General features: G+C 65.9%; 26 protein-coding genes, 2 tRNA genes and 1 pseudogene. 12 read left to right on the top strand and 17 right to left on the bottom strand.

The features are described 5' to 3' along the window. A partial coding sequence (locus tag EU805_RS17945; protein ID WP_370318198.1) for an IS3 family transposase occupies window positions 1-109 on the top strand: 109 nt, incomplete at its 5' end. 194 nt (window positions 110-303) lie between these two features. On the opposite strand, the gene EU805_RS17940 is transcribed toward EU805_RS17945, so the two are convergent. Then, a complete protein-coding gene (locus EU805_RS17940) occupies window positions 304-522 on the bottom strand; it encodes an integrase core domain-containing protein (RefSeq protein WP_165351934.1) in 219 nt (72 codons plus the stop codon). A 100-nt stretch (window positions 523-622) separates the two neighbouring features. Beyond that, window positions 623-874, bottom strand: a pseudogene (locus tag EU805_RS11325) (transposase); the annotation flags it as partial. On the opposite strand from EU805_RS11325, the gene EU805_RS17450 reads away from it, so the two are divergent. Both EU805_RS17450 and EU805_RS17850 read left to right on the top strand, forming a co-directional pair. After that, window positions 798-1,037, top strand: coding sequence for a hypothetical protein (locus EU805_RS17450; protein WP_165351925.1), 240 nt, complete (start codon window positions 798-800; stop codon window positions 1,035-1,037). The pseudogene EU805_RS11325 and the gene EU805_RS17450 sit on opposite strands and share 77 nt — an antisense overlap. 6 nt (window positions 1,038-1,043) lie before the next feature. Beyond that, window positions 1,044-1,175, top strand: coding sequence for a hypothetical protein (locus EU805_RS17850; protein WP_255465884.1), 132 nt, complete (start codon window positions 1,044-1,046; stop codon window positions 1,173-1,175). A gap of 42 nt (window positions 1,176-1,217) precedes the next feature. On the opposite strand, the gene EU805_RS11320 is transcribed toward EU805_RS17850, so the two are convergent. The 7 genes from EU805_RS11320 to EU805_RS11290 all read right to left on the bottom strand — a co-directional run bounded on the left by EU805_RS11320 (window position 1,218) and on the right by EU805_RS11290 (window position 7,349). Continuing rightward, a complete protein-coding gene (locus EU805_RS11320; protein WP_129764083.1) occupies window positions 1,218-2,801 on the bottom strand; it encodes a gamma-glutamyltransferase family protein in 1,584 nt (527 codons plus the stop codon). Between the two features lie 58 nt (window positions 2,802-2,859). Beyond that, window positions 2,860-3,915 (bottom strand): ABC transporter substrate-binding protein, encoded by a 1,056-nt coding sequence (locus EU805_RS11315; RefSeq protein ID WP_129764082.1) that lies wholly within the window; start codon window positions 3,913-3,915, stop codon window positions 2,860-2,862. Between the two features lie 54 nt (window positions 3,916-3,969). Further along, window positions 3,970-4,752 (bottom strand): ABC transporter permease, encoded by a 783-nt coding sequence (locus EU805_RS11310; RefSeq protein ID WP_129764081.1) that lies wholly within the window; start codon window positions 4,750-4,752, stop codon window positions 3,970-3,972. Next, window positions 4,752-5,555, bottom strand: a complete 804-nt coding sequence (locus EU805_RS11305; RefSeq protein WP_129764080.1) for an ABC transporter ATP-binding protein — start codon at window positions 5,553-5,555, stop codon at window positions 4,752-4,754. Before EU805_RS11305 ends, EU805_RS11310 begins: the two co-directional genes overlap by 1 nt. Continuing rightward, window positions 5,555-6,226 carry a GntR family transcriptional regulator gene (locus EU805_RS11300; protein WP_165351933.1) on the bottom strand — a complete coding sequence of 224 codons (672 nt, stop codon included), beginning with the start codon at window positions 6,224-6,226 and terminating at the stop codon, window positions 5,555-5,557. Before EU805_RS11300 ends, EU805_RS11305 begins: the two co-directional genes overlap by 1 nt. 641 nt (window positions 6,227-6,867) lie before the next feature. Next, window positions 6,868-7,092, bottom strand: a complete 225-nt coding sequence (locus tag EU805_RS11295) for an AlpA family transcriptional regulator (protein WP_129764078.1) — start codon at window positions 7,090-7,092, stop codon at window positions 6,868-6,870. A 167-nt stretch (window positions 7,093-7,259) separates the two neighbouring features. Continuing rightward, window positions 7,260-7,349 (bottom strand) — tRNA-Ser (locus tag EU805_RS11290). 238 nt (window positions 7,350-7,587) lie between these two features. Here EU805_RS11290 and EU805_RS11285 point away from each other — a divergent pair. The 7 genes from EU805_RS11285 (at window position 7,588) to EU805_RS11255 (ending at window position 13,919) form a co-directional block, all read left to right on the top strand. Beyond that, on the top strand, window positions 7,588-8,391 hold the full coding sequence (locus EU805_RS11285) for an SPOR domain-containing protein (RefSeq protein WP_129764077.1): 804 nt from the start codon (window positions 7,588-7,590) through the stop codon (window positions 8,389-8,391). A gap of 16 nt (window positions 8,392-8,407) precedes the next feature. Beyond that, the gene (locus EU805_RS11280) at window positions 8,408-9,622 is read left to right on the top strand and encodes a D-alanyl-D-alanine carboxypeptidase family protein (RefSeq protein ID WP_129764076.1); all 1,215 of its coding nucleotides are present in this window, start codon (window positions 8,408-8,410) and stop codon (window positions 9,620-9,622) included. Then, entirely contained in the window at window positions 9,619-10,236 is a 618-nt protein-coding gene (gene tmk, locus EU805_RS11275; protein WP_129764075.1) for a dTMP kinase, read from the top strand. The genes EU805_RS11280 and tmk overlap by 4 nt, the downstream gene beginning before the upstream one ends. Continuing rightward, a complete protein-coding gene (locus EU805_RS11270; protein ID WP_129764074.1) occupies window positions 10,233-11,348 on the top strand; it encodes a DNA polymerase III subunit delta' in 1,116 nt (371 codons plus the stop codon). The genes tmk and EU805_RS11270 overlap by 4 nt, the downstream gene beginning before the upstream one ends. Before the next feature lie 12 nt (window positions 11,349-11,360). Next, on the top strand, window positions 11,361-12,134 hold the full coding sequence (locus EU805_RS11265; RefSeq protein ID WP_129764073.1) for a TatD family hydrolase: 774 nt from the start codon (window positions 11,361-11,363) through the stop codon (window positions 12,132-12,134). Continuing rightward, on the top strand, window positions 12,131-12,922 hold the full coding sequence (locus EU805_RS11260) for an MBL fold metallo-hydrolase (protein WP_129764072.1): 792 nt from the start codon (window positions 12,131-12,133) through the stop codon (window positions 12,920-12,922). Before EU805_RS11265 ends, EU805_RS11260 begins: the two co-directional genes overlap by 4 nt. A gap of 67 nt (window positions 12,923-12,989) precedes the next feature. Continuing rightward, window positions 12,990-13,919, top strand: a complete 930-nt coding sequence (locus tag EU805_RS11255) for an AEC family transporter (protein WP_129764071.1) — start codon at window positions 12,990-12,992, stop codon at window positions 13,917-13,919. Window positions 13,920-13,939: 20 nt separating this feature from the next. Here the strand turns inward: EU805_RS11255 and EU805_RS11250 are convergent, their stop codons facing one another. The 6 genes from EU805_RS11250 to EU805_RS11225 all read right to left on the bottom strand — a co-directional run bounded on the left by EU805_RS11250 (window position 13,940) and on the right by EU805_RS11225 (window position 19,867). Continuing rightward, entirely contained in the window at window positions 13,940-15,166 is a 1,227-nt protein-coding gene (locus EU805_RS11250; RefSeq protein ID WP_129764070.1) for an ABC transporter permease subunit, read from the bottom strand. Between the two features lie 4 nt (window positions 15,167-15,170). Beyond that, a complete protein-coding gene (locus EU805_RS11245; protein WP_129764069.1) occupies window positions 15,171-16,862 on the bottom strand; it encodes an ABC transporter permease in 1,692 nt (563 codons plus the stop codon). A 3-nt stretch (window positions 16,863-16,865) separates the two neighbouring features. Then, entirely contained in the window at window positions 16,866-17,153 is a 288-nt protein-coding gene (locus EU805_RS11240) for a DUF1330 domain-containing protein (protein WP_129764068.1), read from the bottom strand. Window positions 17,154-17,253: 100 nt separating this feature from the next. Then, window positions 17,254-18,405 carry an extracellular solute-binding protein gene (locus EU805_RS11235; protein WP_129764067.1) on the bottom strand — a complete coding sequence of 384 codons (1,152 nt, stop codon included), beginning with the start codon at window positions 18,403-18,405 and terminating at the stop codon, window positions 17,254-17,256. Window positions 18,406-18,482: 77 nt separating this feature from the next. Further along, entirely contained in the window at window positions 18,483-19,577 is a 1,095-nt protein-coding gene (locus tag EU805_RS11230; protein WP_129764066.1) for an ABC transporter ATP-binding protein, read from the bottom strand. Between the two features lie 203 nt (window positions 19,578-19,780). Continuing rightward, window positions 19,781-19,867: transfer RNA gene (locus EU805_RS11225), tRNA-Leu, on the bottom strand. A gap of 141 nt (window positions 19,868-20,008) precedes the next feature. Between EU805_RS11225 and lipB the strand changes: the two genes are divergently transcribed. Beyond that, complete coding sequence (lipB, locus tag EU805_RS11220; RefSeq protein ID WP_129764065.1) at window positions 20,009-20,671, top strand: lipoyl(octanoyl) transferase LipB; 663 nt, start codon at window positions 20,009-20,011, stop codon at window positions 20,669-20,671. 123 nt (window positions 20,672-20,794) lie between these two features. On the opposite strand, the gene EU805_RS11215 is transcribed toward lipB, so the two are convergent. Next, window positions 20,795-21,931: a Hint domain-containing protein gene (locus EU805_RS11215; RefSeq protein ID WP_129764064.1), complete on the bottom strand. Its 1,137-nt coding sequence runs from the start codon at window positions 21,929-21,931 to the stop codon at window positions 20,795-20,797. A gap of 367 nt (window positions 21,932-22,298) precedes the next feature. Further along, entirely contained in the window at window positions 22,299-23,393 is a 1,095-nt protein-coding gene (locus tag EU805_RS11210; RefSeq protein WP_129764063.1) for a transglutaminase-like domain-containing protein, read from the bottom strand. A 262-nt stretch (window positions 23,394-23,655) separates the two neighbouring features. Here EU805_RS11210 and ctaD point away from each other — a divergent pair, with 262 nt between their 5' ends. After that, window positions 23,656-25,329, top strand: coding sequence for a cytochrome c oxidase subunit I (ctaD, locus tag EU805_RS11205; protein ID WP_129764062.1), 1,674 nt, complete (start codon window positions 23,656-23,658; stop codon window positions 25,327-25,329). Window positions 25,330-25,439 lie beyond the last annotated feature (110 nt).

Raw genomic sequence — 25,439 nt, 5'->3', positions numbered from 1 at the left:
CGACTACATCGAGATGTTCTACAACCCGAAGCGCAAGCACGCGAGAAACGGAATGCTGTCGCCGCTCGAGTTCGAGCGGCAGCAGAAACTGAGGCACGAAGGCGTCTAAGAAACTCGGGGCTATTCACTTCGTGATACGCTTCGGCAGGCGAATTCATATCCGACATTTCGGGCCTGCCGAACGTCAGTTTCCATTTGCAGAATGTCCCGAACCGATACGGGGCTACTCCTCATCCCCTGGACAGGCTCTGGCGTAGATCAAGCTGCTCGTCGCACCTGCTGATCGGATCGAATTGTACCATTTCACTGCCAGCAGATCAGCGCCGGAGGCTGGCCGCACAGGGCTGAATGCGTGCGATGATAGTGGTAGAAGCTCGTCCATTTCCGGATGGCCGCTTTCGTCTCCGATCCGGTCTCCCGGGCACGCAGGTAGACGCACTCGTATGTCAGGGTCCGCCACAGCCTCTCGACGAAGATGTCGTCGTGATGAAGAGAGACCGTCGCGCCAGTGGTGCGGCGCAAGCCCGACGATTGGCCTTTCCCATCCCTCCACTGCCCGGCAGGGCATTGCGCAGCAATGTCCCGCGAGGGGTGATCCGCACCGCCGTTCGGCGGAGCCGAACTAAAAGTGACCCCATCGAGTGGTCCAGTTTGAATGTAAATGCATGGTCGGCCTTTGGTCTATCGGGACGATGCTCTTAGGCGCCGGCGGCCGATAGCCCAAAGCGCTGTGGGACCTGACCGTATTGTAGTGGCGCCGCCAGCAATCGATCGGGATCTGGGCCTCGCGTAATGTGGTGAAGACCTCGCCGTTCAGCAGCTCATCCCTGAAGCGGGCGTCGAAGCCCTCGCAGTATCCGTTTTCCCATGGCGCGGTGCGCGGTTGGGCACACCAGTCGGACGATGTCGCCGCCCGCGTCAACGGGGCGGATCGCCAACGGCTCGACGCGATTCGCGCGATGTTCTTTCGCTTCGGCTCCGTGCCGGACGAGGCCGACGTCCGGCCGCGCACTCTCTCCCTCGCCCAGATCGGCTAGATCTCGATGCAGGTGCCGGAATCGACGCAAGAGCTCCTGTCGCACATTCCGAATTACGTCACGACCTTCACGGGTCAGGTTCCGGCACAGCGAGAGATCGACCGGTTCATGGCGAATGTCGAACAGCATGCACGGTGAACACTGGATCGGCTCTATGAGCCTTCCCGTAGGCCTACCTCATCAATATCCAAGCGCGACGCCGTCTTTTCGTGGATCACTTCCGCCGGTCAGCAAGCCGGTGCGTAGGTCATACCGTATCGTCTGCGCCCCGCCGATGCCGATCGGTGCACGTTCAACCGTATGGCCCATTGCAGTGAGTTGGTCTGCGACGGCGTCCGAGATGCCCGCCTCGAGAACCAGCTTGCCCGTCTCGGGGTCTGCAAAACTGCGGGGGACATCGATCGCCGATTGCGGATCCATTCCGTAGTCGACGATGTTGCTCAGCACATGGGCATGGCCTGCCGCCTGGTAGGGCCCGCCCATCACGCCGAAGGGCATCGCCCATTCACCCGGTTTCTCCATCATGCCGGGGATCAGGGTGTGCAGCGGGCGGCGACCGCCGCGCAACTCGTTTGGATGGCCGGGAGCCAGACTGAATCCCGCACCGCGGTTCTGAAGGCTGATGCCGAACCTGTCCGACGCGTAGCCCGACCCGAAGGGCCAGAAGGTCGAGTAGATCAGCGAGACGGCAAGCCCGTCCTCGTCCACGACACAGATGTAGACGGTATCGCGGTGCACCGGATCGGACGTCCGGGCGATCGCCGGGGTGGCACGGGCCGGGTCGATCAGGGCGGCCAGCGCATCGGCCGTGGCATCGCTCAGCATGTGCTCGAGACGCAGTTCGCCGCCGGGATCGCCTATGAAGCGGTCGCGGGCGTCGTAGGCCAGGCGTGTCGCCTCCGCGTGCAGATGAAGGCGCGTCGCTCCCGTGGGATCGAGCGCGGACAGATCGAACCGTTCGAGGATCCGCGCGATCAGCAGTGCCGTGGCGCCCTGTCCGTTGGGCGGCAGTTCGATCATCTCGTGCCCGCGGTAGCCGGCGCGGATCGGGTCGGCGTCCACGGCGGCACAGGCCGCGAAATCCTCGGCCGTGTGCAAGCCGCCCGCGGCCTTGAGCGTATCGACCATGTCCTGCATGATCTCGCCTTCGTAGAAGGCCGCGCGACCGTCGCGGGCGATGAGGCGCAGGGCCTCCGCCTGGGCCGGTGACGCGAAGATTTCGCCAGCGGCATAAGGTTGCCCGTTCCGCAGGTAGTGGGTTCGCCCCGCCCCCTGAAGCCGGTCGGCAAAGCTCGCCCAGTCGATGGCCGACCGGGTGCAGACCGGCACGCCGTGCTCGGCGTAGTCGATGGCAGGGGCCAGCACGCGGGCCAGGTCCAGCCGGCCCTGCTTCGAGACCAGCCGGTCGAAGGCATCGACCGCGCCCGGCACGGTGACAGCATGCGGTGATCCGATCGGGATCGACGTCTGTCCTGCCTGCGCCAGGACGTCCGGGGTGAGGGCCGCCGGTGCGCAGCCGGACCCGTTGAGCCCTTCATATCGCCCGTCGGGATGGCGGATCAGCGCGAAGACGTCGCCGCCGAGGCCCGTCATCATCGGCTCGCACAGGCCAAGGACAACCGCACCCGCAACCGCTGCATCCACCGCATTTCCGCCGTCGCGCAGCATGTTCAACGCCGTCTGCGCCGCAAGCGGGTGCGAGGTCGCGCACATGGCGCGGCTGGCCAGCGCGGCCGCGCGGCCGGGGCGATTGTAGTCGTGCATTCGAAGCTCCAGATCTCGGACGGGGCGCGGGCCGACCTTCAGGCGGCCCGCGCGTGACTTATTCTGGCGATCGTGCCCGCGCCATGTCGAAGTCGTTGATCTGCTCGATCAGCGAGGTGTCGACAAGGTCATCGGCCAAGACGCCTTCGGACAGCACACCCCGCGACACGAGCCAGTCGACATAGGGCTGGTAGGCGGAAGCATCGCTGGCGCCCCAATCCTCTTGTCCTTCGGGACGAGCCAGAAGACCGATCGCCGCCCGTGCGGTCGGCAGGGCCTGTGCGACATCCTCTTCGAGCGAGAGGCTGGTATTGCGAAGATCGGGGAAGTGCTTGAAGAACAGCTCGGTCGCCGCCTCAGGGTTCTCGGTCATGTAGATGGTGCCCATGGCGTAGCCGCGTGCCAGGGCTGCCAGTGCCTCCCCGTTCTCGGCAATTCCGTCGGAACTGGCCACGAGGCCGTTCGAGGGGAAGGCGTCGATCAGCTCGCTCGACAGTTTTCGCAACGGCAGGCCGGACGCCGTCACCGTCTCGTAGAGCATGTCCCAGTAGCTCAGCGCGTCGACCTGACCCGAGCTCAGCAGGGTCCGTGCCTGGGCCGGCGGACCAGAGACGACGATGCGGATGTCGCTGTCGGGGTTCATACCGTTCGCCTCGGCCATCGAGCGGGCGATGACCACCCCGACCGACGACATTGACGCCACGCCGATACTCTTGCCTTCGAGGTCGGCGTAATCCTGGATCTCGCTTTCCTCGGGCACGGCGATGCCGAACATGTTCCGGTTGAACGCGGTATAGTAGATCTTGACGTCACCGTCGCGCGAATTGAGCACGGCCACAGCTTCGGGGGCGGCAACCGCGGCGTCGATCTGGCCGGTCTCCACGTTGAGAACGCAATCCGTCGACCCGGCCAGCGGGATCAGGTCGACGGAAATTCCGCCTTCCTCGAACCAGCCGAATTCCATCGCGGCTCCAAGGATGGCGCCGCCCGACACATCGATCACCGGGGTGCACCATCCAAGGCGCACTTCCGTCAGGTCCTCTTGCGCCCAGGCGCTTCCGGCCAGACACGTCGACAGTGCCAGGGCAGTCTTGAAAGTCGTCTTGCAGTTCATGGTAGCGTCCTTTCCTGTTGGGATGCCCTGACCTTCGCGGCCTTTAAGGGCGGTTCAGTTCCGGTCGGCTGGATCCTCCCAATAGAGGACACGGCGGCGGATCAGGACGATCGCCCAGGTGAGCCCCATCCCGATGAGGGACAGCAGCACGAGGATCGAGAACGATCCCGCCACGTCCATGTTGAAATTCATGCTCTGCATCAGCATTCCGAGCCCCGCTTCGGCGCCCAGGAACTCGGCCACGATGGCGCCGATCAACGCGAAGGTCACCGCGATCTCGAGACCGGCGAAGATGTAGGGACCGGCGGTCGGCAGCCGCAACAGTCGGAATACCTGCATCTTGCTTGCCCCCATCGCGCGCAGCAGCGCGATGCGGTCGGGATCGGCGGCGGCGAGCCCCGCGATTGTGTTGATCATCACCGGGAAGAAGCAGATGATCGCGGCGGCCACGATCTTGGAATTCAGACCCAATCCGAACCACAGGACGATGACCGGGACGAGCGCGACCTTGGGGATCGTCTGGAATGCAAGGATGTAGGGCCGCAGGAAATAGGCCACTGTCCTGTTCAGCGCCACGAGCACGCCCAGCGCGAAGCCGATGGCGGAGCCCAGCGCGAAGCCTGCGATGACCTCTACCAGCGTCACCCATGTGTGGCGCAGGTAGATGCCCGAACCAAGCCCGCGCCATAGCCCGACGGCGATGGCGCTTGGCGTGGGAAACAGGAACGACGGAACATCGAGAAGCCGGACGATCAATTCCCACCCCCCGATCACCGCGACGAAGAGCACGAGGGTCAAGGTCCAGCCAGTCACGCCTTGCGTCGGATCTTTTCGCATCAGTCGAGTCCTCCCTCGGCCCCGCCGAAATACTGGCGGATGTGGCGCACGTGTTCGCCGAACTCCGGCGTGACCATGGTGTCGAGGTCGCGCGGTCGCGGCAGGTCGATCGGGCAGATCTCGGCGATCCTGCCGGGCCGGGAGGTCATCACGACCACACGGTCCGCAAGGAACACTGCCTCGGCGATGGAATGGGTGATGAAGAAGATCGTCTTCTTGCGCTCCATCCAGAGCCGCTGAAGCTGCAGGTTCAGATGTTCGCGCGTCATAGCATCGAGCGCCCCGAACGGTTCGTCCATCAGCAGGATCGTGGGCGTGTTGACCAAAGCGCGGGCAATACCCACGCGCTGCTGCATGCCGCCCGACAACTCCTTGGGGTAGCGGTCGGCGAATTCCGTCAGGTCGACGAGGTCGAGCAACTCCCGCGCCACGCTCATCTGGCTGTTCCGCCCCAGACGCTGGACATCGACGGGCAGCAACACGTTCTCGAGGACCGTGCGCCAGGGAAACAGGAGCGGGGACTGGAACACGATCCCGATGTCGCGCCTCGGCCCCTTCAGCGACTCCCCCGCAACGGAGCATTGTCCGGCGGTCAGCTTCGACAGCCCCGCGATCACCTTGAGCAAGGACGACTTGCCGCATCCCGACGGACCGACAAGGGCCACGAACTCTCCTTCACCGACATTGAGATCGAAATCGGAAAAGGCGGTGATGCCGCCCGTGGGCGTTCCGTAGGTTTTGGCCGCGCCGCGCAGTTCGAGCGCAGGCGAGGCGGCGGTGTCGATCGTTTGGGCCGTGTTCATCAGGCAGTCCTCCGCGCCGGCTCGTCGCGTTGCGTTTCGGCCAGGTATCTCTGGATGGTGAGGACGCTGGTGCTGACGTGCACGATACAGGCCTGCCGTGCCGCATGGGGATCGCGGTCGAGAATGGCGTCGACGATCTCGACATGTTGACGGTGTGGCGTCAGAAGCTCCGGCTTGCTTTCGGGCAAGGTGTATGGCGCCGCACTGTAGGGTCCGGTGCGCAGCCGTAGGTCGGCTGCAACGCCGGCGATGGTTGCATTGTGTGCGCCCTGATGAAGCAATTCGTGAAACTGCGCATCGAGCGCGCGGTAGGCCGCGCCGTCCCCGTTCTTCGCGACGGGCTCTGCCTGTTCCACGAGATTGCGCAGCCGCATGCGCTCGACTTCCGTCATGCGCTCGGCGGCGCGAAAGACGCAGATCCCCTCGATTTCCGCGATAGCCTCGAAACTGTCCTCGATCTCGGTCGCGCTCAAGGACCGGACTACCGCGGACCGTCGCGGTTGGCACTCCACGAGACCGGCGGCGGCCAGATGCTGAATGGCCTCCCGGATCGGCGTTCGGGACACTCCGAACCGGGAGGCCAGGGCCTGTTCATCCATCCGCATCCCCGGCGTGAACTCCCCCGACAAGATGAGGTCGGAAATGCTGTCCTTGATCTTGTCTGCCAACATTTGATCCGCCTTCCCCATCCTCTTATCGCAATCTCATTAGAAACACCGAAAATCCATTTTGTATACAAAAATATGATTCTGCATTTCTTGGGACGAATTGGCTTGGTCACAGAACTCTGACTGCGAAAGATTCACAGTGCAGATTCAGTTGGTTGAATAGGTCGCAGGGGCAAACCCCCCTCAGTGCCTTCGCTCGACGAGGAAGCGCGCTGCATCTTGGCACGTCAGCATCTTCCGGCTGCGAAGTTCGTCCAGGGCGTTTGTCTCGCCCTCGAGGCAAGATCGCTGATGGCGGTCCCTCGCGCGGTCTCGAAAATCACCTCGCGTTGGATCACACATTCTTGCCAAGGACGCCCACCGCTCGCCGCCTCCGGATGGACACTCGGAACCACGCCGAAGCTTCTCGCCTCTTCGTCCATGGCTCTCGACTGACCGGTGAGGCTTTGTTGGTCGCCGGCTTGCCGCTCCCTCGACACGCGGGCCAAAGACGTCTTGCTCGATTCCGTCTTTGTGCGATGACCTTTCCTCGCACCCAAACCATCTCTGGCTCCAGTATGGGGGTGAGTGAGGATTCGGCCAGATATGGCAGGGGGTACTTTAAGTGGAGCGGGCGTGCGGATAGGGGCGCGATGCGCGCTTCATCAGGCACCAAATCCGGCTGGCCAGAAGCTGCCGAAGCTTGGGGCGAAGCATGTCGTCCGCGACGCTTCACACGCCTCGATGTCGGCCAGGCGCCACCGGGTGGAATTTGCGCTGAGCTCGACGGCGGCCGGGAAACCGCCGCGACGCTTCCAGCGACAGATGCTGTTAACCGACACGCCCAACCGGTCGGCAACCTGAACGACGGCAAGATAACTCCGAGCCACGATGAGATCCCTTATTGGATGGCTGGTGTAAGGAGGCACTCACGTCATGGCCATCGGTCGGTTGGGTTGCGCAGGCTCTCGAAAAGAAACCTATCGTGAAATCGTGGGCGGGAGAGGTGGCGGGATAACGGCTTGGATGCTGGGAAATTCCAAAAATCTCATTGGCATGGCGGAGGCTCAGGGATTCGAACCCTGGGGACGCTTTCACGCCCGCCGGTTTTCAAGACCGGTGCAATCGACCACTCTGCCAAGCCTCCGTCAGGGGTCCATACTGCGCGGGCGCGAAACGGACAAGTCCGGCCCGTCGCGGATTGATCGCGGGGCGGGCAGTTCGGTGCCGGAACCCCGCTTGGCCGCGCGGCGCAGGCTTTCCAAGGCGGGCGCGTCCCGCTAGTCTGCGCTCCATGGGCGGGCCGGCCGATCCGGACCCGCCCCTTCGGACGAAGAAGGGCCGCGCAAAACGGCTCCGCCAAGAACAGGACACGTGGTCGAGCGATGAGACATACCAAGACCTTGCTGGCATTTTCCCTTGCACTGACGGTGGCCGGTTGCGACCAGTTCCCCCGCTTCGGGGAAGAGACCAGCGCCGCGGGCGGCGCGCTGACCCCGGTCGGGGATCCCGCCAATTCGCAGGACGTCGAGGCGCCGCAGGTCTTCGATCTGACCACCCCCGGCCTGTGGGACGGGCGTCCATCCCTCGGCGGGGTCTGGGTGGCGCATCCCACCGTGACCGATCCCGAGCGCGTGCTCGTCCGCAATACCGAGAACGGTCAATCCGTCATCGGCGCCCTGTTCCGCCGCGAACGCGAAACGCCCGGTCCCGCGCTGCAGGTCTCCTCGGATGCCGCCGGAGAGCTTGGAATGCTGGCGGGCGATCCCGCCACGCTCAGCGTGGTCGCCCTGCGCCGCGAACCGCTGGATCCCGGTGCGCAAACGGCGATCGCCGATTTCGACGCGCCTGAAGTCATCACCGCCGAGCCGATCGACGATACGGCCACCGCCGGCCCCGCGCCGATCGCGGTCCCGACCCCGGCCCCGGCCCCCGCTCCCGCCGTTGCATCGACGCTCGAAAAACCGTTCGTGCAGATCGGCATCTTCAGCCTGCAGTCGAACGCCGACAACACCGCCACCGCGCTGCGCGCCGAAGGCCTGGCCGCCCGGATGCTGGAACAGGAAAGCCAGGGCCGGACGATCTATCGCGTCATCGTGGGTCCGGCCCCCACCGAAGCCGACCGTGCGGCGGTGCTGGACCAGGTTCGCGGCCTTGGCTTCACCGACGCCTACCCCGTCACCAACTGACCGACAGGAGCCTGCCATGACCGCCCTGCTTCGCCTACTTGCCGTCATCACCTTCGGCTGGACAAGTCTTGCCCAGGCACAGACCTTCGACACCGCAGCCGAGGCGGCCTACGTCCTCGACGTCTCCACCGGGACCGTCCTGCTCGAGAAGAACGCGGACGAACCGCTGCCGCCCGCGTCGATGTCCAAGCTCATGACGATCTACATGGCCTTCGAGGCGATCGCCGACGGTCGCCTGGCCATCGACGACGAACTACCCGTTTCCGAACATGCGGCCTCCTACGGCGGATCGTCGATGTTCCTCGACACGACCGACCGCGTCACGGTCGAGGATCTTCTGCGCGGCGTCATCGTGCTGTCCGGCAACGACGCGAGCGCGGTCCTGGCCGAGGCACTGTCGCCCGACGGCACCGAGGCGGGCTTCGCGCGGCTGATGACGGCCCGGGCGCAGGAACTGGGGATGAACAATTCCACCTTCCGCAACTCCAACGGCTGGCCGGCGGAGGGGCACCTGATGTCGATGCGCGATCTGGGCATCCTCGCCCAGCATCTGATCGTGGATTATCCAACCTTCTACCCGCTCTTCGCCGAGCAGGAGTTCGCCTTCGACAACCGGGTGCCGTCCAACAGCCGCAACCGCAACCCGATCCTGGGTCTCGGGATCGGGGCCGACGGCCTCAAGACCGGCCATACCGAGGCGGCAGGCTACGGCCTGGTGGGCTCTGCCAAGCAGGACGGGCGCCGGGTGATCTTCGTGCTGTCGGGCATGGACACCACCGCGCAGCGCGCCGAGGAATCGGAACGGATCGCCACCTGGGCCTTCCGCCAGTTCGCGCAGCGCGAGTTGGCGGAGGCCGGAACCCGGATCGCCAGCGCCGACGTCTGGATGGGCGAGCAGGAGACCGTCGGCCTGACCGTGGCCGAGGATCTTTCGCTGCTGGTGCCGATCACCCAGCGCGGCGCGCTCGACGCCCGCGTCAGCTTCACCGGCCCGATCGAGGCGCCGATCACCGAAGGCCAGACGCTGGGCGATCTGGTGATCGAACTCGACGGCATGCCGCAGACGCGGGTGCCCCTCGTGGCCGACCGCTCGGTTGCGCGAGGCGGTTTCATGCCGCGCATGCGCACCGCGGGCCTGGTGCTGTGGTCGCGGATCACGGATGCCGCGAACGAGGCCACCACCGACGATCCCGCAACGTCCGAGGATGCGGCCACAGCCGACGCCACATGACAGCCAGCCCGCCCCCGCGCTTCATCACCTTCGAAGGCATCGACGGATCCGGCAAATCGACCCAGGCCCGCCTGCTGGCCGCCCATCTGCGGGGATGCGGCATGGACGTGATCCTGACCCGCGAACCCGGCGGCAGCCCCGGCGCGGAGGAGATCCGCAGCCTCGTGCTGACCGGCGATCCCGACCGCTGGTCGGCTGAGACCGAACTGCTCCTGTTCACCGCCGCCCGCCGCGACCACGTAGAGAAGACCATCCGCCCCGCTCTCGACGAAGGACGCTGCGTGATCTGCGACCGTTTCGCGGACAGCACCCGGCTCTACCAGGGGGCGACGCGCGGTGATCTGGCGGAAACCGTCGACCGCCTGCACGACCTCATGATCGGGTTGGAGCCGGATCTGACCTTCGTCATCGACATGGACCCCGCCACGGCGCTGGATCGCGGCCTCGCGCGGAAATCCGGCGAGGACCGGTTCGAGGACATGGGCCTCGCCTTCCAAGCCACGCTGCGCGACGGGTTCCGGGCGCTCGCCGCCGCCCACCCTGACCGCTGCCGGTTGATCGACGGCGACCGGCCCGCCGCGACCGTGGCCGCCGACGTGGCCTCTCACCTGTGACCGAAGCACCGGAGCCCGACCGCATCGCGGGTGCCCCGCACCCGCGGGACGCGCCGGCCCTGGTGGGGCAGGACGCGGCAGCGGCGGATTTCCTCGACGCCTACAACGCGGGCCGCTTGCACTCGGGCTGGCTGATCGCGGGACCGCGCGGCACGGGCAAGGCCACGCTCGCCTGGAAGATCGCGACCTTCCTTCTGGCGCAACCGGCCGGCGGGGGCCTTCTGGGCGACCCGCCGCCCGCCGACACGCTCGCCGTCCCCCCCGATCATCCCGACGCCCGCCTGATCGCGGTCGGCTCCCACCCGCGCCTTTACGTGCTGCGCCGCCCCACGGACGACAAGACCGGCGTCCTGCGGGCCGAGATCACCGTCGACACCGTCCGGGGCATGCGAAGCTTCTTCCAGATGTCCGCCACCGACGGCGGGCGGCGCGTGGTCATCGTCGATGCGGCGGATGAATTGAACCGTGCCGCCGCCAACGCCATCCTCAAGGAACTCGAGGAACCGCCCGCCGACACGACCCTTCTGCTGATCGCCCACCAGCCTTCGCGCCTGTTGCCCACGATCCGCTCGCGTTGCCGGGTGCTGCGCACCACGCCCCTGGGCACCGAGGATCTCGCGCGCATCCTCGATCAATCCGGTCTCGCCACCGACCGGACGGAGGCCTTGCGCGCGCTCTCCGAAGGCTCTGCCGGGGACGCCGTGCGGCTTTTGACGCAGGACGGGCTGGCGACCTACGCCCAGCTCGTCAAGCTGCTGGAGGGGCTGCCCCGGATCGACCGTCCTGCCGCGCTGAAACTTGCCGACAGCTGCGCCGGCAAGGCCAACGCCAACCGCTACGCGCTGGTGCTGGACCTTCTGGACCTTTTCCTCGCGCGCGCCGCCCGCGCGGGCCTGACCGGTGCGCCAAGCTCGCAAGGCGCCCCGGGAGAGATCCTGCTTCTGACGCGCCTGTCCCCGAACGACCGCGCGGCCCGCGCCTGGGCGCAGCTCGCACAGGACGCGGGCGCCCGTGCGCGCCACGCCAGGGCGGTCAACCTTGACCCCGCCGCCGTGGTCCTCGATATGATCTTCCAGATCGAGCGGGTGGCCCAGACCACCGCCACCCCCTGACGAAAGCCCATCATGCTCGTCGACAGCCATTGCCACCTTGATTTCCCCGATTTCGACGACAGCCGGGCCGAGGTGATCGCCCGCGCGCAGGCCGCCGGTGTCGAACGCATGGTCACCATCTGCACGCGCCTGGCCAATGCCCCCCGCGTCCGCGCCATCGCCGAGGCCCACGCCCCCGTCTACTGGGCCGCGGCCACCCACCCGATGAGCGTCGCCGACGATCCCCTGGCCTCGGTCGAGGATCTCACCGCCCTCGCCGCTCATCCCAAGTTCGTCGCGATCGGCGAAACGGGGCTCGACTATCACTACACGTCCGAAAGTGCGTCCAAGCAGCAGGACTCGTTGCGCATCCATATCGAGGCCGCGCGCCGGACCCGCCTGCCGCTCGTGATCCACGCCCGCGACGCCGACGCGGACATGGCCCGCATCCTGACCGAAGAGCACGCGGCCGGCGCCTTCAATTGCGTCATGCACTGCTTCTCGTCCTCGCGTGCTTTGGCGGAGGCGGCGCTGGCGCTCGACTTTTATCTCTCGATGTCCGGGATCGCGGCCTTTCCGAAATCGAAGGAGCTGCGCGCGATCTTCGCCGACGCCCCGCTCGACCGCATCCTGGTGGAAACCGACAGCCCCTACCTCGCCCCGCCGCCGCATCGCGGAAAGACGAACGAACCCGCCTTCATCGCCCATACCGCAGCCGTCGGGGCCGAGGTCTTCGGCCTCTCGCCAAAGGATTTCGCCCGCGCCACCACGGCCAATTTCGACCGCCTGTTCTGGAAGGCCGCATGACCCTGCGGTTCACCATTCTCGGCTGCGGATCCTCGGGCGGCGTGCCACGCCTGGGCGGCCACTGGGGCGCCTGCGACCCGGACAACCCCAAGAACCGCCGCCGCCGCTGCTCGCTGCTGGTCGAGCGCGAAGGACCCGACGGCACCACCGCCGTGCTGGTGGACACCTCTCCGGACATGCGCGCGCAACTGCTGGACGCGGGCGTGGGTCGGCTCGACGCGGTGGTCTTCACCCATCCGCACGCCGACCATGTCCATGGGATCGACGATCTGCGCATGATCGTCTTCAACATGCGCAAGCGCCTCGACGTCTGGGCGGACGGGCCCACGGCGCAGGCGCTGACCGACCGTTTCGGCTACGCCTTCGAGACGCCCCCCGGCTCCGCCTATCCGCCGATCCTCGATCTGCGGCGGATCCGTGGCGATGTGCACGTCGACGGTCCCGGCGGCCGCATCGTGCTCACGCCGTTCGAGGTCGAACACGGCACCATCCCCGCGCTTGGCTACCGGATCGAGGACGTGGCCTACCTGCCCGACGTCTCCGGCATCCCCGAGGCAAGCTGGGACAAGCTCGACGGTCTGGACATCTGGATCGTCGATGCCCTCCGCCGCGAGCCGCACCCCAGCCACAGCCACCTGGCGCAGACCCTGGACTGGATCGCCCGCGCCGCCCCGCGGCAGGCGATCCTGACCAACATGCACATCGACCTCGACCACGACGCCGTCGCCGCCGAAACCCCCGACCACATCCACCCCGCCCATGACGGGCTGATCCTCACCCGGCCCTGATCCTTCATCTGGCCAGACAAACTCCCGCCGGAGGCTCCCCCGGTCTCCGCCAGAAAGCCGTTCGCCCATGTCAGCCCTGATCGAGGTCATCCTCCCCGTCTTCCTCGTCATCGGCTTCGGCTACCTCGCGGTCTGGCGGGGCCTGTTCTCGGACGCGGGCGTGGACGGGTTGATGCGCTTCACGCAGTCCTTCGCCCTGCCCTGCCTGCTGTTTCGCGCCATGTCGGACCTCGACCTCGGTCAGAACTTCAACGCAGGCCTCCTGATCAGCTTCTACACCGGCGCCTTCGCCTGCTTCGCGCTCGGGATCGTCGGCGCACGACTTCTGTTTCGCCGCGACTGGGAAGATTCCATCGCCATCGGCTTCTGCGCGCTCTTCTCGAACACGCTGCTCCTGGGGGTGCCGATCACCGAACGCGCCTTCGGGACCGAGGCGCTGGCCGGCAACTTCGCCATCATCGCGATCCACGCGCCCTTTGGCTATTTCCTCGGCATCACCGCGATGGAGATCGTGCGCAACCAGGGCGGAAGCCGCAAGCACCTGCCGCTGAAGGTCGCCAATGCGATGTTCCACAACGGTCTGATCATCGGCATCGCCCTGGGCCTGACCGTCAACCTCACCGGCCTGACGCTGCCCGGAACCCTGTCCGACGCGATCGACCTCATGGTCCGCGCGGCGCTGCCCGCCGCCCTCTTCGGGCTGGGCGGGATCCTCTACCGCTACCGGCCCGAAGGCGACATGCGCGCGATCCTCTTCGTCTGCGCCCTCAGCCTCGTCGTGCATCCCCTGATCGCCTGGATCATGGGCCGCACCTTCGGGCTGAGCCTCGAGGACTTCCGCTCGGTCGTGCTGACCGCGGCCATGGCACCGGGCGTGAACGCCTACGTCTTCGCCAACATGTACGGCCGTGCGCGGCGGGTCGCGGCGTCCTCCGTGCTGATCGCCACCGGCGGAAGCATCCTGACGGTCTGGGCCTGGCTCTACGTCCTGCCGTGACGCCAGGCGCGCCGCCGGTGTCAGCCCGGCGACATGCCCCGCAAGCGCTCGGACCGGCGGCGCAGCAATTCCACCGTCGTCAGCAGGGCGATCGAGATGCACACCAGCACCGTCGCGACCGCCAGGATCGTCGGGCTGATCTGCTCGCGCAATCCGGTGAACATCTGCCACGGCAAGGTCTTCTGCGCCGCCGCCCCCACGAAGAGCACCACGACCACCTCGTCGAACGACGTGATGAAGGCGAACAGCCCGCCGGAGATCACCCCCGGCAGGATCAGCGGCATCTGCACCTTGAAGAAGGTCGTCGCAGGGCCCGCCCCCATGTTCGCCGCCGCCCGCGTCAGGGACCGGTCGAAGCCCACCAGCGTCGCGGTCACCGTGATGATGACGAAGGGGATGCCAAGGGCCGCATGGGCCAGGATCACCTTGATGTAGCCCGTCAGGTCACTCGACAGGCCCAGGCTGTCTTCCATCCACAGGCCCATCTGGCTGTAGAAGAAGAACATCCCCGTGGCCGAGATGATCAGCGGCACGATCATCGGAGAGATCAGGATCGCCATGATCCCGCGGCGGAACGGCACGTGGCTCTGGCTCAACCCGATCGCGGCGAGCGTCCCCAGCGAGACCGAGATGATCGTGGCGATGGGGGCGATGATGATCGAGTTCTTCAACGGCTGAAGCCAGTTGGGGTTGGTGAAGAAATCCGCGTAGTGCTTGAGGCTGTAGGCATCCGGGTCGAGCGCCAGCATCCCCGGCGTGAAGGTGAAGAAGTTCTCCGCGTTGAACGACAGCGGGATCACGATCAGGATCGGCGCGATGAGGAAGAAGAAGATCGCACCGCAGATGAACTTGAAGGCATTGTGCCAGAGCGTCTGGCCGGAGGTCGAATAGACCGGCACGCCGCGCCGGTAGTCTCCGCTCGTAAGCCAGTAGGCCGCCCAGCCGATGAGCGCGCCGATGATCAGCCCGACCACCCCGCCGAGGGGACCGCCCAGGATGAACCCCAGCACGCCGATCACGGCAATGGCGACGAGGCGGCCCGTCCTGCGCGGCAGATGGTGCGACAGCAGGTAGCCGAAGCCCCCCGCCAGCAGCGCACCGATGATCATCCCCAGCCCCGGCTCGAAGCCCCAGGTCTGCAGGAGCCCCCCGCCGAGGATGACGCCGAAGGCCAGCAGCAGGGGCAGGCTGAAGGTGGCGAAGGAACGCAGCGGCTTCGCGGCGGTCGGATTGAAGGCAACGGCCATGATCTCAGCCCCCCAGCTTGACGTTGTCGATGCCGACGATCCGGTCGTAGCACCAGTAGAGCAGCAGAACGACCGCCAGCAGGATCGACCCGAGCGCCGCCGCAAGGCCCCAGTTCAGCGAGGTCGAGATGTGATAGGCGATCCGGTTCGAGATGAAGACACCCTTGGTGCCACCCACGATCTCGGGCGTGATGTAGTAGCCGATCGACAGGATGAAGACGAGGATCGACCCCGCCCCGATTCCCGGCACCGATTGCGGGAAATAGACCCGGCGGAAGGCGGTGATATTCGTGGCCCCCAGCGATTTCGCGGCGCGCAGGTAGCTCGGCGGGATGGTCTTCATCACGGAATAGAGCGGCAGGATCATGAACGGCAGCAGGATGTGCGTCATGGCGATCACCGTCCCCGTCGCGTTGTTGATCAGCGACAGACGGTTGGCGTCGCTCACGATACCGATCCAGACCGCCAGGTCGTTGATCACCCCCTGGTTCTGCAGCAGGGCCTTCCAGGCCGACGTCCGCACCAGAAGCGAGGTCCAGAACGGCAGCAGCACGAGGATCATCAGAAGGTTCGCCTTGGACGCGGGCAGGTTCGCCAGAAGCCAGGCGATGGGATAGCCCAGCAGGATGCAGCTCACGGTGATGATGGTCGACATGACCATCGTGCGGATGAAAAGCGTCAGGTAGATCTGCTCGCTCTCGGGCCGCCAGTCGACACCGTCGGGCGTGTTCTGCATGTCGATCGCGTTCAGGAAGTAGCCGGTCGTGTAGGGGGCCGAGTATTGCTGGATCGTCTCCCAGACGTTGGTCGACGCCCAGTCGTCGTCGACATCGACGAAGGCGGCTTGCAGATCCTCGGTCTCGAACGCGCCGACGGCACCGCGGGCCTGGCCCAGAAGCTCGACGTTCGGCAGATCGGCGGGCAGGTCGGGCTGCGCGCTCAGATCCTCGTAAAGCGCCAGGTAGACGGCGTTCCAGGGCTCTTCCTCTGTCGGGCTGTCGTCGTCCTCGGTCTGGGTGAAGCGGGCGAAATCGCGGTAGATGCTGGCGGTTTGCGGCAGCACGTCCCCCACGCCGTCACGCAGGCGGAACCGGGGCCTGCGGCCCTCTCCGTCATATTCCGCGTCCTCCTCGATCCAGGTCTCGTCGGCGAAGAGCGCCACGAAGGTCATCGGATCTTCCCAGGCGGGATCGAGGTCCACGAACTGCTCCGTATAGACCTCTCCGAAGTCGTCCACGCGGCGGCCCGACTTGCGGAAGAGCGACGAGATGCCGGGGGTTTCGTAGTTCAGTCGAGAGCCCAGCCGTGTATGGTTCTTCTCCTCCGACGCGATCATCATGTCCTTGGTCAGGGCGGAGAAGACCTCCTGATCCGGGACCGGGTCCTGCGCGCTGTCCCAATCGGCCAGCACCCGCACGGTCCGGGGCAGCGTATCGCCCACGATGTCGTTCTCGACCGAGCGGAACAGCATCTCTCCGATGGGATAGATGAAGGTCACGAGGATGAAGATGAGCAGGGGCGCGATCAGTGCCAATGCGCGCATCTTCTGCTTGCGCAGCGCGCGGTTGAGCGAGGTCTTGAGCGGCGTGCCGTCGGCGGCGAGCATCGGGCCGGACGCGTCCGAGGCGCCGATCTTCAGGCCGGTGTCGGGCGTCACGCCGGTCAGGTTGTCGGCTCCGGTGGTGGCGTTGCTCATGGCTCAGGTGCCCTCGACAAGGATGATGGTGCTCTGCGCGCAGCGGCGGCGGATCTCGGCGACCTCTTGGTATTCGGGGTCGTCGTAGGCGGCTTTCGCGGCCTCGAAAGAGTCGAATTCGATGACGACGTGACGGCCCATCTCCTCGCCTTCCGGCGTTTCGGAGCGGCCACCGCGCACCACGAAACGGGCGCCATGCGCTTCCAGGATCGGCGTGTCGCGGGCCACGTATTCGGGGTAGCCCTCGGGGTCGGTCACCTTGATGTGGCCGATGATGTAGCCTTTTGGCATATCGGATTCCTGTCGGACTCTTGCATGACTTTCGTCGGCCCCGTTCGGGGGCATGGGCAGGGCGGGAAACCCGCCCTGCCCGGTCACTCGGCCGACGCGATTATTGCGACAGCCAAGCCTGGAAGCGGGAGTCCAGATCGTCGCGGTAGTCGGCCCACCACTCGTAGTTCATCACGAAGGCGTTCGACGCGTTCTCGGGGTTCGTGGGCATGTGCTGGGCCATGTCGATCCCCAGTTCGGCGTGCTCACCCACCAGCGGAGCGGAGCTGGCGCGCGCCGGACCGTAGGAGATGTACTTGGCCTGGTCGGCCAGACGCTGGGTGTCGGTGGCGAACCACAGGAAGTCCTTCACGCGGTTCAGCTTTTCTTCCTCCAGACCGGCGGGGATGATCCAGCCGTCGAGGTCGTAGGACTGCGCGTCCCACATCATCGACACGGGCTGGTCCTGCTCTTCGATGACCGAGAAGAGACGGCCGTTGTAGGTCGAGCCGAACACGACTTCGCCGTCGGCCAGAAGCTGCGGCGTGTCGGCGCCGGCGGTCCACCAGACGGTCTGGTCCTTGATCGTGTCGAGCTTGGCCAGAGCTTGATCGACGCCCTCTTGCGTCTCAAGCACATCGTAGATGTCTTCCTGCGCGACACCGTCGCACATCAGGGCCCATTCCATGTTGTTGTGCGGACGGCGCTCAAGGCTGCGCTGGCCGGGGAAGGTTTCCAGATCGAAGACGTCGCAGATTTCGGTCGGGGTTTCGCCGTTCCACTCGGCCACGTCGTTGCGGTAGCCGAAGGTGTAGGAATAGGCGATCTGCGGGATGAAGCAGTCGGAGACGAGCATGTCCTCGCCGAAGTCTTCCGAAGCTTCGGTGCCGTCCGGTGCGGGTGCCGCGATTTCATCGATATCGACTTCCATCGCGATGCCCTCGTCGCACAGACGCATGGCGTCGGCGGCGGTCACGTCCACGAGATCCCAGCTGAGATTGCCGGCCTCGTTCATGGCGCGCAACTGCGCGACGGCCTCGGCAGAGGATTCGTCCCAGACGACGTTCACGTCGGGATTCATCGCGAGGTAGGGCTCGACGTAGGCCTTGAGCTGGCTTTCCTGGTAGGCGCCGCCCCAGGAGACGATGGTCATCTCGTCGGCCATCGGCTCACCCGCGACCGGGCTTTCGGTCATCTCGGCGTGCTGCTCGGCCATCGCGCCGGAGGCGATGCAGAGCGCTGCAGTGGATAGAAGGGTTGTCTTGAGTTTCACGTAGATTCTCCTTGTTAAGCCCTTTGTTGGATTTCCCCTTCGACTCCGGGCAGAGATGCGAAGGTTCGAACCGCGCGTCAGCTATCGAGCGCGCGGCAATCTTGCGGCAACCAGCCGATCTTGACCTTTTCGCCCGGTTTCAGGCGGGCTTGATCGGCACGGTTGCGTGTCTTCACAATGAAGTCGTCCCGACCGGCCACTTTCAGGCGCGTCCGGAAGACGTCTCCCATGTAGATGAACTCCAGCACCTCGGCATCGAGCGTATGGGCGTTCGGACCGAGCGAGGGGTTGAACTCCACCCGTTCGGGGCGGATCGACACCAGCGTGCGGTCGCCCTCCTTGCTCACGTTGACCGGAATCGCATCGATCGTTTCGCCGCTGCCGTCGAGCTTGACCGTGCAGCGGTCCCCCGACAGCGAGGTAACGACGCCCTGCAAGGTGTTGTTTTCACCGATGAACTGGGCGACGAAGCTGTTCTTCGGCGCCTCGTACAGCTCGTCCGGCGGGGCAAGCTGCTGGATGCGGCCATCATCGAACACCGCCACGCGGTCCGACATGGTCAACGCCTCGGTCTGGTCGTGCGTCACGTAGACCACGGTGATGCCCAGATCATGGGCGAGGTTGGTGATCTCGAACTGCAAGGTCTCGCGCAGCTGCTTGTCGAGCGCGCCGAGCGGTTCGTCCATCAGCACCAGCTCGGGCTCGAACACAAGGGCGCGGGCAAGCGCGATACGCTGCTGCTGGCCGCCCGAAAGCTGTGCCGGTCGGCGACCGCCGAAATCGCCCATCTGCACCATGCCCAGCGCGCGCTTGATCTTCTCTTCCCGCTCGGACTTGCCGATCTTGCGGACCTGCAGCGGGAACGCGAGGTTCTCGGCCACGGTCATGTGCGGAAAAAGCGCGTAGTTCTGGAACACCATCCCGATGCCGCGCTTGTGCGGCGGGATGTCATTGATCGGCTTGCCGTCCAGAAGGATGTCGCCGTGGGTCGCCGTCTCGAACCCCGCCAGCATCATCAGGCAGGTGGTCTTTCCGGACCCCGACGGTCCCAGCATTGTCAGAAATTCGCCTTTCGGCATCGAGAGGTTCAGATCCTTCACGACGAGCGTTTCGCCATCGTAGCTTTTCTGAACACGGTCGAATTCCACGAACGCATTTGCGTTGTCGGCCACTGGCGTCTCCCTGGTCGGTCGGGCGGGTTATCCCGCACTCTTGAGCGCCAGACTAAACCGACACGACTCGCTTTATGCAACCGAATTTACGGGAATGTGTTGGAAACACAGTATATCAGGCGTTTTATACCGTTTTCGCGGATCATCCGGGCGGATCGCCTGCGGAGTACCACGATTCGAAACACTCTGACCTGAGAGGCCCCTGGTGCGGTCGGGGGGACTCGAACCCCCACTCCGGTTAAAGAACAGCGACCTCAACGCTGCGCGTCTACCAATTCCGCCACGACCGCACGTCTTGGGGATGGCCGCTGAGTAGCGAATGGCCCGCCGCCCATCAAGGCCAAATCGCCTACGATCCGCGGGAAATCGCGCCGCTTGGCAGCCCGGCCCGCGCGGTCTATCACCGCCCCGTCCAGCCCGGAGCCCATCCCATGGTCGAATGGATCACCAGCGACGACCTTGTCCCCTACCCCGAGGCGCTCGCCTTCATGGAGGCCCGCGCGGACGCCATCGCCGCGGGCGAGGCGGAGGAATGCATCTGGCTGCTGGAGCATCCGCCGCTCTATACCGCCGGCACCTCCGCCGACCCGTCGGACCTGGTCGACCCCGACCGGTTCGAGGTCTTCCAGGCGCGCCGCGGCGGTCAGTACACCTACCATGGACCGGGCCAGCGCGTGGCCTACGTGATGCTGGACGTCGGCAGGCGCGGCCACGACGTGCGCCGCTTCGTGGCCGATCTCGAGGCCTGGGTCATCGCCACCCTAGACACGTTCAACGTCAAGGGTGAACGCCGCCCGGGCCGGGTCGGCGTCTGGGTCTCGCGCCCCGACAGGCCGCGCGATCCGGACGGCGCCGTGGCCGAGGACAAGATCGCGGCGCTGGGCATTCGGCTGCGCAAGTGGGTGTCCTTCCACGGCCTCTCGATCAACGTGGAGCCTGACCTGTCGCATTTCGACGCCATCGTCCCCTGCGGCATCCGCGAGCATGGAGTGACGAGCCTCGTGGATCTGGGCCTGCCGGTCACGATGGCGGATGTGGACGTGGCGTTGCGAGAGACCTTCCCGCGCATGATCACCCCGCGGGACGACGCGTGAGGGCCACGCTCGCACGTCGAGATTCCCTTGCATCGGCGCTGACGCGCCCTTCCGACGCCTGAAGGACCGCGCTCATGCGAACGCCCCGCCTTGTGCGGGACGTTCGGAAAGGATCCCCGGGGATCAGGCGCGCAGCAGCTGTGCCTCGAACCGCCTGAGCGTCCGGCGCGCCGCGCCGTAGGAGGCCACCCCCTCCTCGGCCCCAAGCTGCGGGAAGAGTTCCAGGATCTCCTCGCGCTGGCCCTGGCCCATCCCGCGCAGGCTCTGCACGCCGGGCTGGAAGCTTTCGGTCCAGGCCCCGTCGGATTTCACGACCTGGTGGGTCTCGAACAGGATGTGGATGTAGGTCACCGCGCGGCACGCCCGCGTGACGATTCCCGCGTCACCGGCCATGTGTTTGGCGGCGACCAGCACCTCCTCCTCGCCGAAGTGCAGGGCCGCGCCGGGGCTCGAGATGAGCAGCCGGTGGTTGGGCGAGACCAGCATGTCGCGCTCCGGCAGCCCTCCGCCCAGCGCGCCCGCCTTGACCAGCACGGGCTGCATGTGGGGCCGCAGGCGCAGATCGGCGCCCGACAGGGTCTTCGATCCGGCCCAGGCGATCGGCTGCGGGCCATCGTCGCGCGTCAGGACCATGTCGCCCGCGCGCAGATCCTCGATCCGTACCGCGCCGCGCGGGGTTGCGATCAGCGTGCCGGGGGTGAAGCAGGGCGCCGAGGTGCCCACGTAGAACAACCCGTTGCCATCCTCGAGAGAGCCCTTCTCGATCTTTCCGTCGCCGTCGAAATCCTGGTCGGTGTGGCGATCGAAGGTCAGCTTGCCGAAGTTCTTGGCGGCATCGCTTCCCGGCGCCACGAGCAAATTGCCGAACGTCGGCGCCTCATGAACTGGTTGGCCCTCGGCATTGCGCGGCACCAGCACGTTGGCATTGAACCGCACGTAGGTGTCGCCCAACCCGCTGAGGTCGCTCTGGATGTTCGCCGACTGGCCCGGGTTCATCGGCACGTAGGTGTATTGCACGACCCCGTCGTTGTAGGCCGCGACGTTCTCGTAGACCTTGATGCCGATGAAGGAGGAATGTCCGTCAAGCTCCCCCCGGCTCGTCTCGTTCTGCGTGATGAACTCGACGAGCGCATCGTCGCCGAAAGGCTGGTGGCCGCCTTCCAGACGCATCTGGCCCGCGCCGTCCTGGCCCTTGCCGGACACCGTCCCGATCGCGGGGTTGTTGATGACGTCGATGCCGAAAGCGAAGAAGCTTGCCATGCTGAAGTCCTTTCTGGCCCGGGGCGGAGCCGCCGCGCACGATCGCGTTGGTCGCCTGCAGGCGGTCCTGACAGCACGTCTGAAACACCTTTTTGTGGCAGCCGAAAGACCACCCTGAAGCGAACTTCGGCCAAACGGCCACAATCCCCGATTGCCGTGGTGCGCCCTGCACGGCAACGTCGGAAATCCGCACAGTCAGGGTGCGTCTTTGCGCAGGACCGTGGATAAGAAAGGATGCGGGTCGACACGCCGCAGGCTTTTCCGCCGCGGCCGCGTATGCCAAATTCGCAGGTTTCGCGAATGTGCGCGCCCCTCGCGAAAAGGGGCGCGCCTCGAACGCGCGAAAGGTGCGGCGAAAGCCCTTGTTTTAAGAGGTCAGCTCTTCCGCCGTGATCTCGTAGCGGAACCCGTCGGGGTTCAACTCGTCGAGGCGCGTGCCGTCGACCTCGGCCGCGGGGTACATCAGGAAAGGCAGCGGGCCACCCTCGGCCCCCGGCAGGACGACGTCATGCGCGGTATTGTAGGCGATCCAGTTGCCTTCCCAGGCACCGAACAGCGTCTCGCGCGCGGCCTGCACCTTGGGGGCATCGAGCGGCAGCGGCGCGTCCTGCTCTTCCAGCATGACCTTGCGCACGTCCGCGGGATCCGCGGGCACCCAGCCGATTCCGTCGAGGTAGACGTCCGCGCGACAATGTTGCGCCTTCGTCACGTTGGCGGATCCGGCGCCGAGGCTCTTGTAGCCGAACTGAGAAGGTGCCACGCGCAGCCCGTAGACATCACGCGCCGGCAGCCCCGCCGCGCGCGCGAGCCCGACGAACAGCGCGTTGAGATCGGCACATTTTCCCGTCAGGTCACCCATCGTCAGCATCGAGGCCACGTCGCCCAGCCCGCAGCCACGGGTTTCGGGGTCGCGCTCTGTCGTGACCACGATCCAGTCGTAGATCCGCCGCGCCTTCTCCAGGTCGTCGCCGGCGTTGCCGACGATGCGCATGGCGGTGTCGCGCACGATCCCATCGGTCGGGATGAGGTCGGTCGAGGCGGTGTAAAGCGCGCGCTCCTCCGCTGTCAGCGGGGCCACGCTCGCCTGCGCCGACAGATCCACGGCCCGGTCCTGCGTCGCAGCGGTCGAGGTCACCTCCAGTTCCGCCGGGCCCGCACCGGGACCCCAGGTCGCATGCACGAAGCTGGCCCCGTCCGGCCCGGTCTCGAGCTCCGCGGTATCGGCGTTGGTGGTCCAGGTGCTCTCGCCCGCGCGCATCCAGCCGCCTTCGGTCACGGATGGCACCGGGACCCAGACCTGCGTCGCAGCACCGTCACGCGGGACCGAGACGCGGGTGGTGATGCCGAACTGCCGCCAGCCCGACGGGCGGGGATCGAAGGCGGTGGCGGCGCGGGCGGCCCCGCCTGTCATCAGTCCGGCGGCCAGGCCGGAGACGAGGAACGTGCGTCGGTCGAATGTCATGGCGGGTCCTTGCAATAGGAAAACAGTGCTTTTGCCGCAACGGCATAAGCCGCACCCCCCAGGGGATCAAGCCAAGACCGCCACTCGCCCCCCGCCTGTGCGCGGCGCCAGCGAGGCCCCCTGCCCTGCGCCAATATATCCCACGCCCCGGCCCATATCCGCCGTTGCCCATGCCCGCCCGCTTGGCTAGAACCGCCTCAATGGCCTGACACGGGTAAAGTGACTCGCGGACCGCCACTGTAAGCCAACCGAGGAGAGCGCCATGGCAGACGCCGCCGTCCACGGACATGACCACGAAGACAACCGGGGATTCTTCACCCGGTGGTTCATGTCCACCAACCACAAGGATATCGGGATCCTGTACCTGTTCACCGCCGGACTGGTGGGCTTCATCTCGGTCGCCTTCACGGTCTTCATGCGGTTGGAACTGATGGAACCCGGCGTCCAGCACATGTGCCTGGAAGGCGCGCGGCTGTTCACCGACGCCACCCAGCCCTGCACGCCCAACGGCCACTTGTGGAACGTGCTGATCACCTACCACGGCATCCTGATGATGTTCTTCGTGGTGATCCCGGCGCTCTTCGGCGGGTTCGGCAACTACTTCATGCCGCTGCAGATCGGTGCGCCGGACATGGCGTTCCCGCGGATGAACAACCTCAGCTACTGGATGTACGTGGCAGGCACCGCACTGGGCGTCGCCTCCATGCTGGCCCCCGGCGGCAGCGGACAGCTCGGGTCCGGCGTGGGCTGGGTGCTCTACCCGCCGCTGTCCACCTCCGAGGGCGGGATGTCGATGGACCTCGCGATCTTCGCGGTGCACCTGTCGGGCGCATCCTCGATCCTGGGTGCGATCAACATCATCACCACCTTCCTGAACATGCGCGCTCCTGGCATGACGTTGCACAAGGTGCCGCTCTTCGCCTGGTCGATCTTCGTGACCGCATGGCTGATCCTCCTGGCCCTGCCGGTGCTCGCCGGTGCGATCACCATGCTGCTGATGGACCGCAACTTCGGCACCACCTTCTTCCAGCCCGGCGGCGGCGGTGACCCGATCCTCTACCAGCACATCCTGTGGTTCTTCGGCCACCCGGAAGTCTACATCATCATCATCCCGGGTTTCGGCATCATCAGCCACGTCATCGCGACCTTCTCCAAGAAGCCGATCTTCGGCTACCTGCCGATGGTCTACGCGATGGTCGCCATCGGGGTGCTGGGCTTCGTCGTCTGGGCGCACCACATGTACACGGTGGGCATGTCGCTGACGCAGCAGTCCTACTTCATGATGGCCACCATGGTGATCGCCGTGCCCACGGGCGTGAAGATCTTCTCTTGGATCGCGACGATGTGGGGCGGCTCGGTCGAGTTCAAGACGCCGATGCTCTGGGCGCTGGGCTTCCTGTTCCTCTTCACCGTCGGTGGCGTCACCGGCATCGTGCTGAGCCAGGCGGGCATCGACCGCGTCTATCATGACACCTACTACGTCGTGGCGCACTTCCACTACGTGATGAGCCTGGGCGCCGTCTTCGCCATCTTCGCGGGGATCTACTTCTACTTCCCCAAGATGACCGGCAAGATGTACCCCGAGTGGGCCGGCAAGTTGCACTTCTGGGCGATGTTCATCGGTGCGAACATCACCTTCTTCCCGCAGCACTTCCTCGGCCGCCAGGGCATGCCGCGTCGCTACATCGACTACCCCGATGCCTTCGCGCTGTGGAACTACGTGTCTTCCTGGGGCGCCTTCCTGAGCTTCGCGTCCTTCGTGTTCTTCATCGGCGTGATCTTCTACTCGCTCCTGTTCGGTCGCAAATGCATCGATCCGAACCCCTGGAACGAATACGCCGACACGCTGGAGTGGACCCTGCCCTCCCCGCCGCCGGAGCACACCTTCGAGACGCTCCCCAAGCAAAGCGAGTGGGACAAGACCCCGAGCCACTAAACTCCGACAAAGCCCCGCCCCTCCGGCGGGGCTTTCTTCTTGCGCCGAAGCGTTTGATCCGGTCGATCCATTCACGCTCCACCGCCGTGATCGGCCTCGTGGCCCCCCCC

Source organism: Salipiger sp. IMCC34102 (genome assembly GCF_004145405.1).
Taxonomy (GTDB): domain Bacteria; phylum Pseudomonadota; class Alphaproteobacteria; order Rhodobacterales; family Rhodobacteraceae; genus Loktanella.
Note: the sequence above shows the minus strand (reverse complement) of the source record. Positions and strands in the feature narration are given on the sequence as shown.

Bases quoted from the DNA above. Each gene is read 5' to 3' on its own strand.
- EU805_RS11305 (WP_129764080.1), bottom strand. From the start codon at position 5,555: ATGAACACGGCCCAAACGATCGACACCGCCGCCTCGCCTGCGCTCGAA.
- EU805_RS11315 (WP_129764082.1), bottom strand. From the start codon at position 3,915: ATGAACTGCAAGACGACTTTCAAGACTGCCCTGGCACTGTCGACGTGT.
- EU805_RS11245 (WP_129764069.1), bottom strand. From the start codon at position 16,862: ATGAGCAACGCCACCACCGGAGCCGACAACCTGACCGGCGTGACGCCC.
- EU805_RS11210 (WP_129764063.1), bottom strand. From the start codon at position 23,393: ATGACATTCGACCGACGCACGTTCCTCGTCTCCGGCCTGGCCGCCGGA.
- EU805_RS11240 (WP_129764068.1), bottom strand. From the start codon at position 17,153: ATGCCAAAAGGCTACATCATCGGCCACATCAAGGTGACCGACCCCGAG.
- lipB (WP_129764065.1), top strand. From the start codon at position 20,009: ATGGTCGAATGGATCACCAGCGACGACCTTGTCCCCTACCCCGAGGCG.
- EU805_RS11250 (WP_129764070.1), bottom strand. From the start codon at position 15,166: ATGGCCGTTGCCTTCAATCCGACCGCCGCGAAGCCGCTGCGTTCCTTC.
- EU805_RS11310 (WP_129764081.1), bottom strand. From the start codon at position 4,752: ATGCGAAAAGATCCGACGCAAGGCGTGACTGGCTGGACCTTGACCCTC.
- EU805_RS11260 (WP_129764072.1), top strand. From the start codon at position 12,131: ATGACCCTGCGGTTCACCATTCTCGGCTGCGGATCCTCGGGCGGCGTG.
- EU805_RS17850 (WP_255465884.1), top strand. From the start codon at position 1,044: ATGCAGGTGCCGGAATCGACGCAAGAGCTCCTGTCGCACATTCCGAAT.
- ctaD (WP_129764062.1), top strand. From the start codon at position 23,656: ATGGCAGACGCCGCCGTCCACGGACATGACCACGAAGACAACCGGGGA.
- tmk (WP_129764075.1), top strand. From the start codon at position 9,619: ATGACAGCCAGCCCGCCCCCGCGCTTCATCACCTTCGAAGGCATCGAC.
- EU805_RS11280 (WP_129764076.1), top strand. From the start codon at position 8,408: ATGACCGCCCTGCTTCGCCTACTTGCCGTCATCACCTTCGGCTGGACA.
- EU805_RS11265 (WP_129764073.1), top strand. From the start codon at position 11,361: ATGCTCGTCGACAGCCATTGCCACCTTGATTTCCCCGATTTCGACGAC.
- EU805_RS11255 (WP_129764071.1), top strand. From the start codon at position 12,990: ATGTCAGCCCTGATCGAGGTCATCCTCCCCGTCTTCCTCGTCATCGGC.
- EU805_RS11320 (WP_129764083.1), bottom strand. From the start codon at position 2,801: ATGCACGACTACAATCGCCCCGGCCGCGCGGCCGCGCTGGCCAGCCGC.
- EU805_RS11285 (WP_129764077.1), top strand. From the start codon at position 7,588: ATGAGACATACCAAGACCTTGCTGGCATTTTCCCTTGCACTGACGGTG.
- EU805_RS11215 (WP_129764064.1), bottom strand. From the start codon at position 21,931: ATGGCAAGCTTCTTCGCTTTCGGCATCGACGTCATCAACAACCCCGCG.
- EU805_RS11300 (WP_165351933.1), bottom strand. From the start codon at position 6,226: ATGTTGGCAGACAAGATCAAGGACAGCATTTCCGACCTCATCTTGTCG.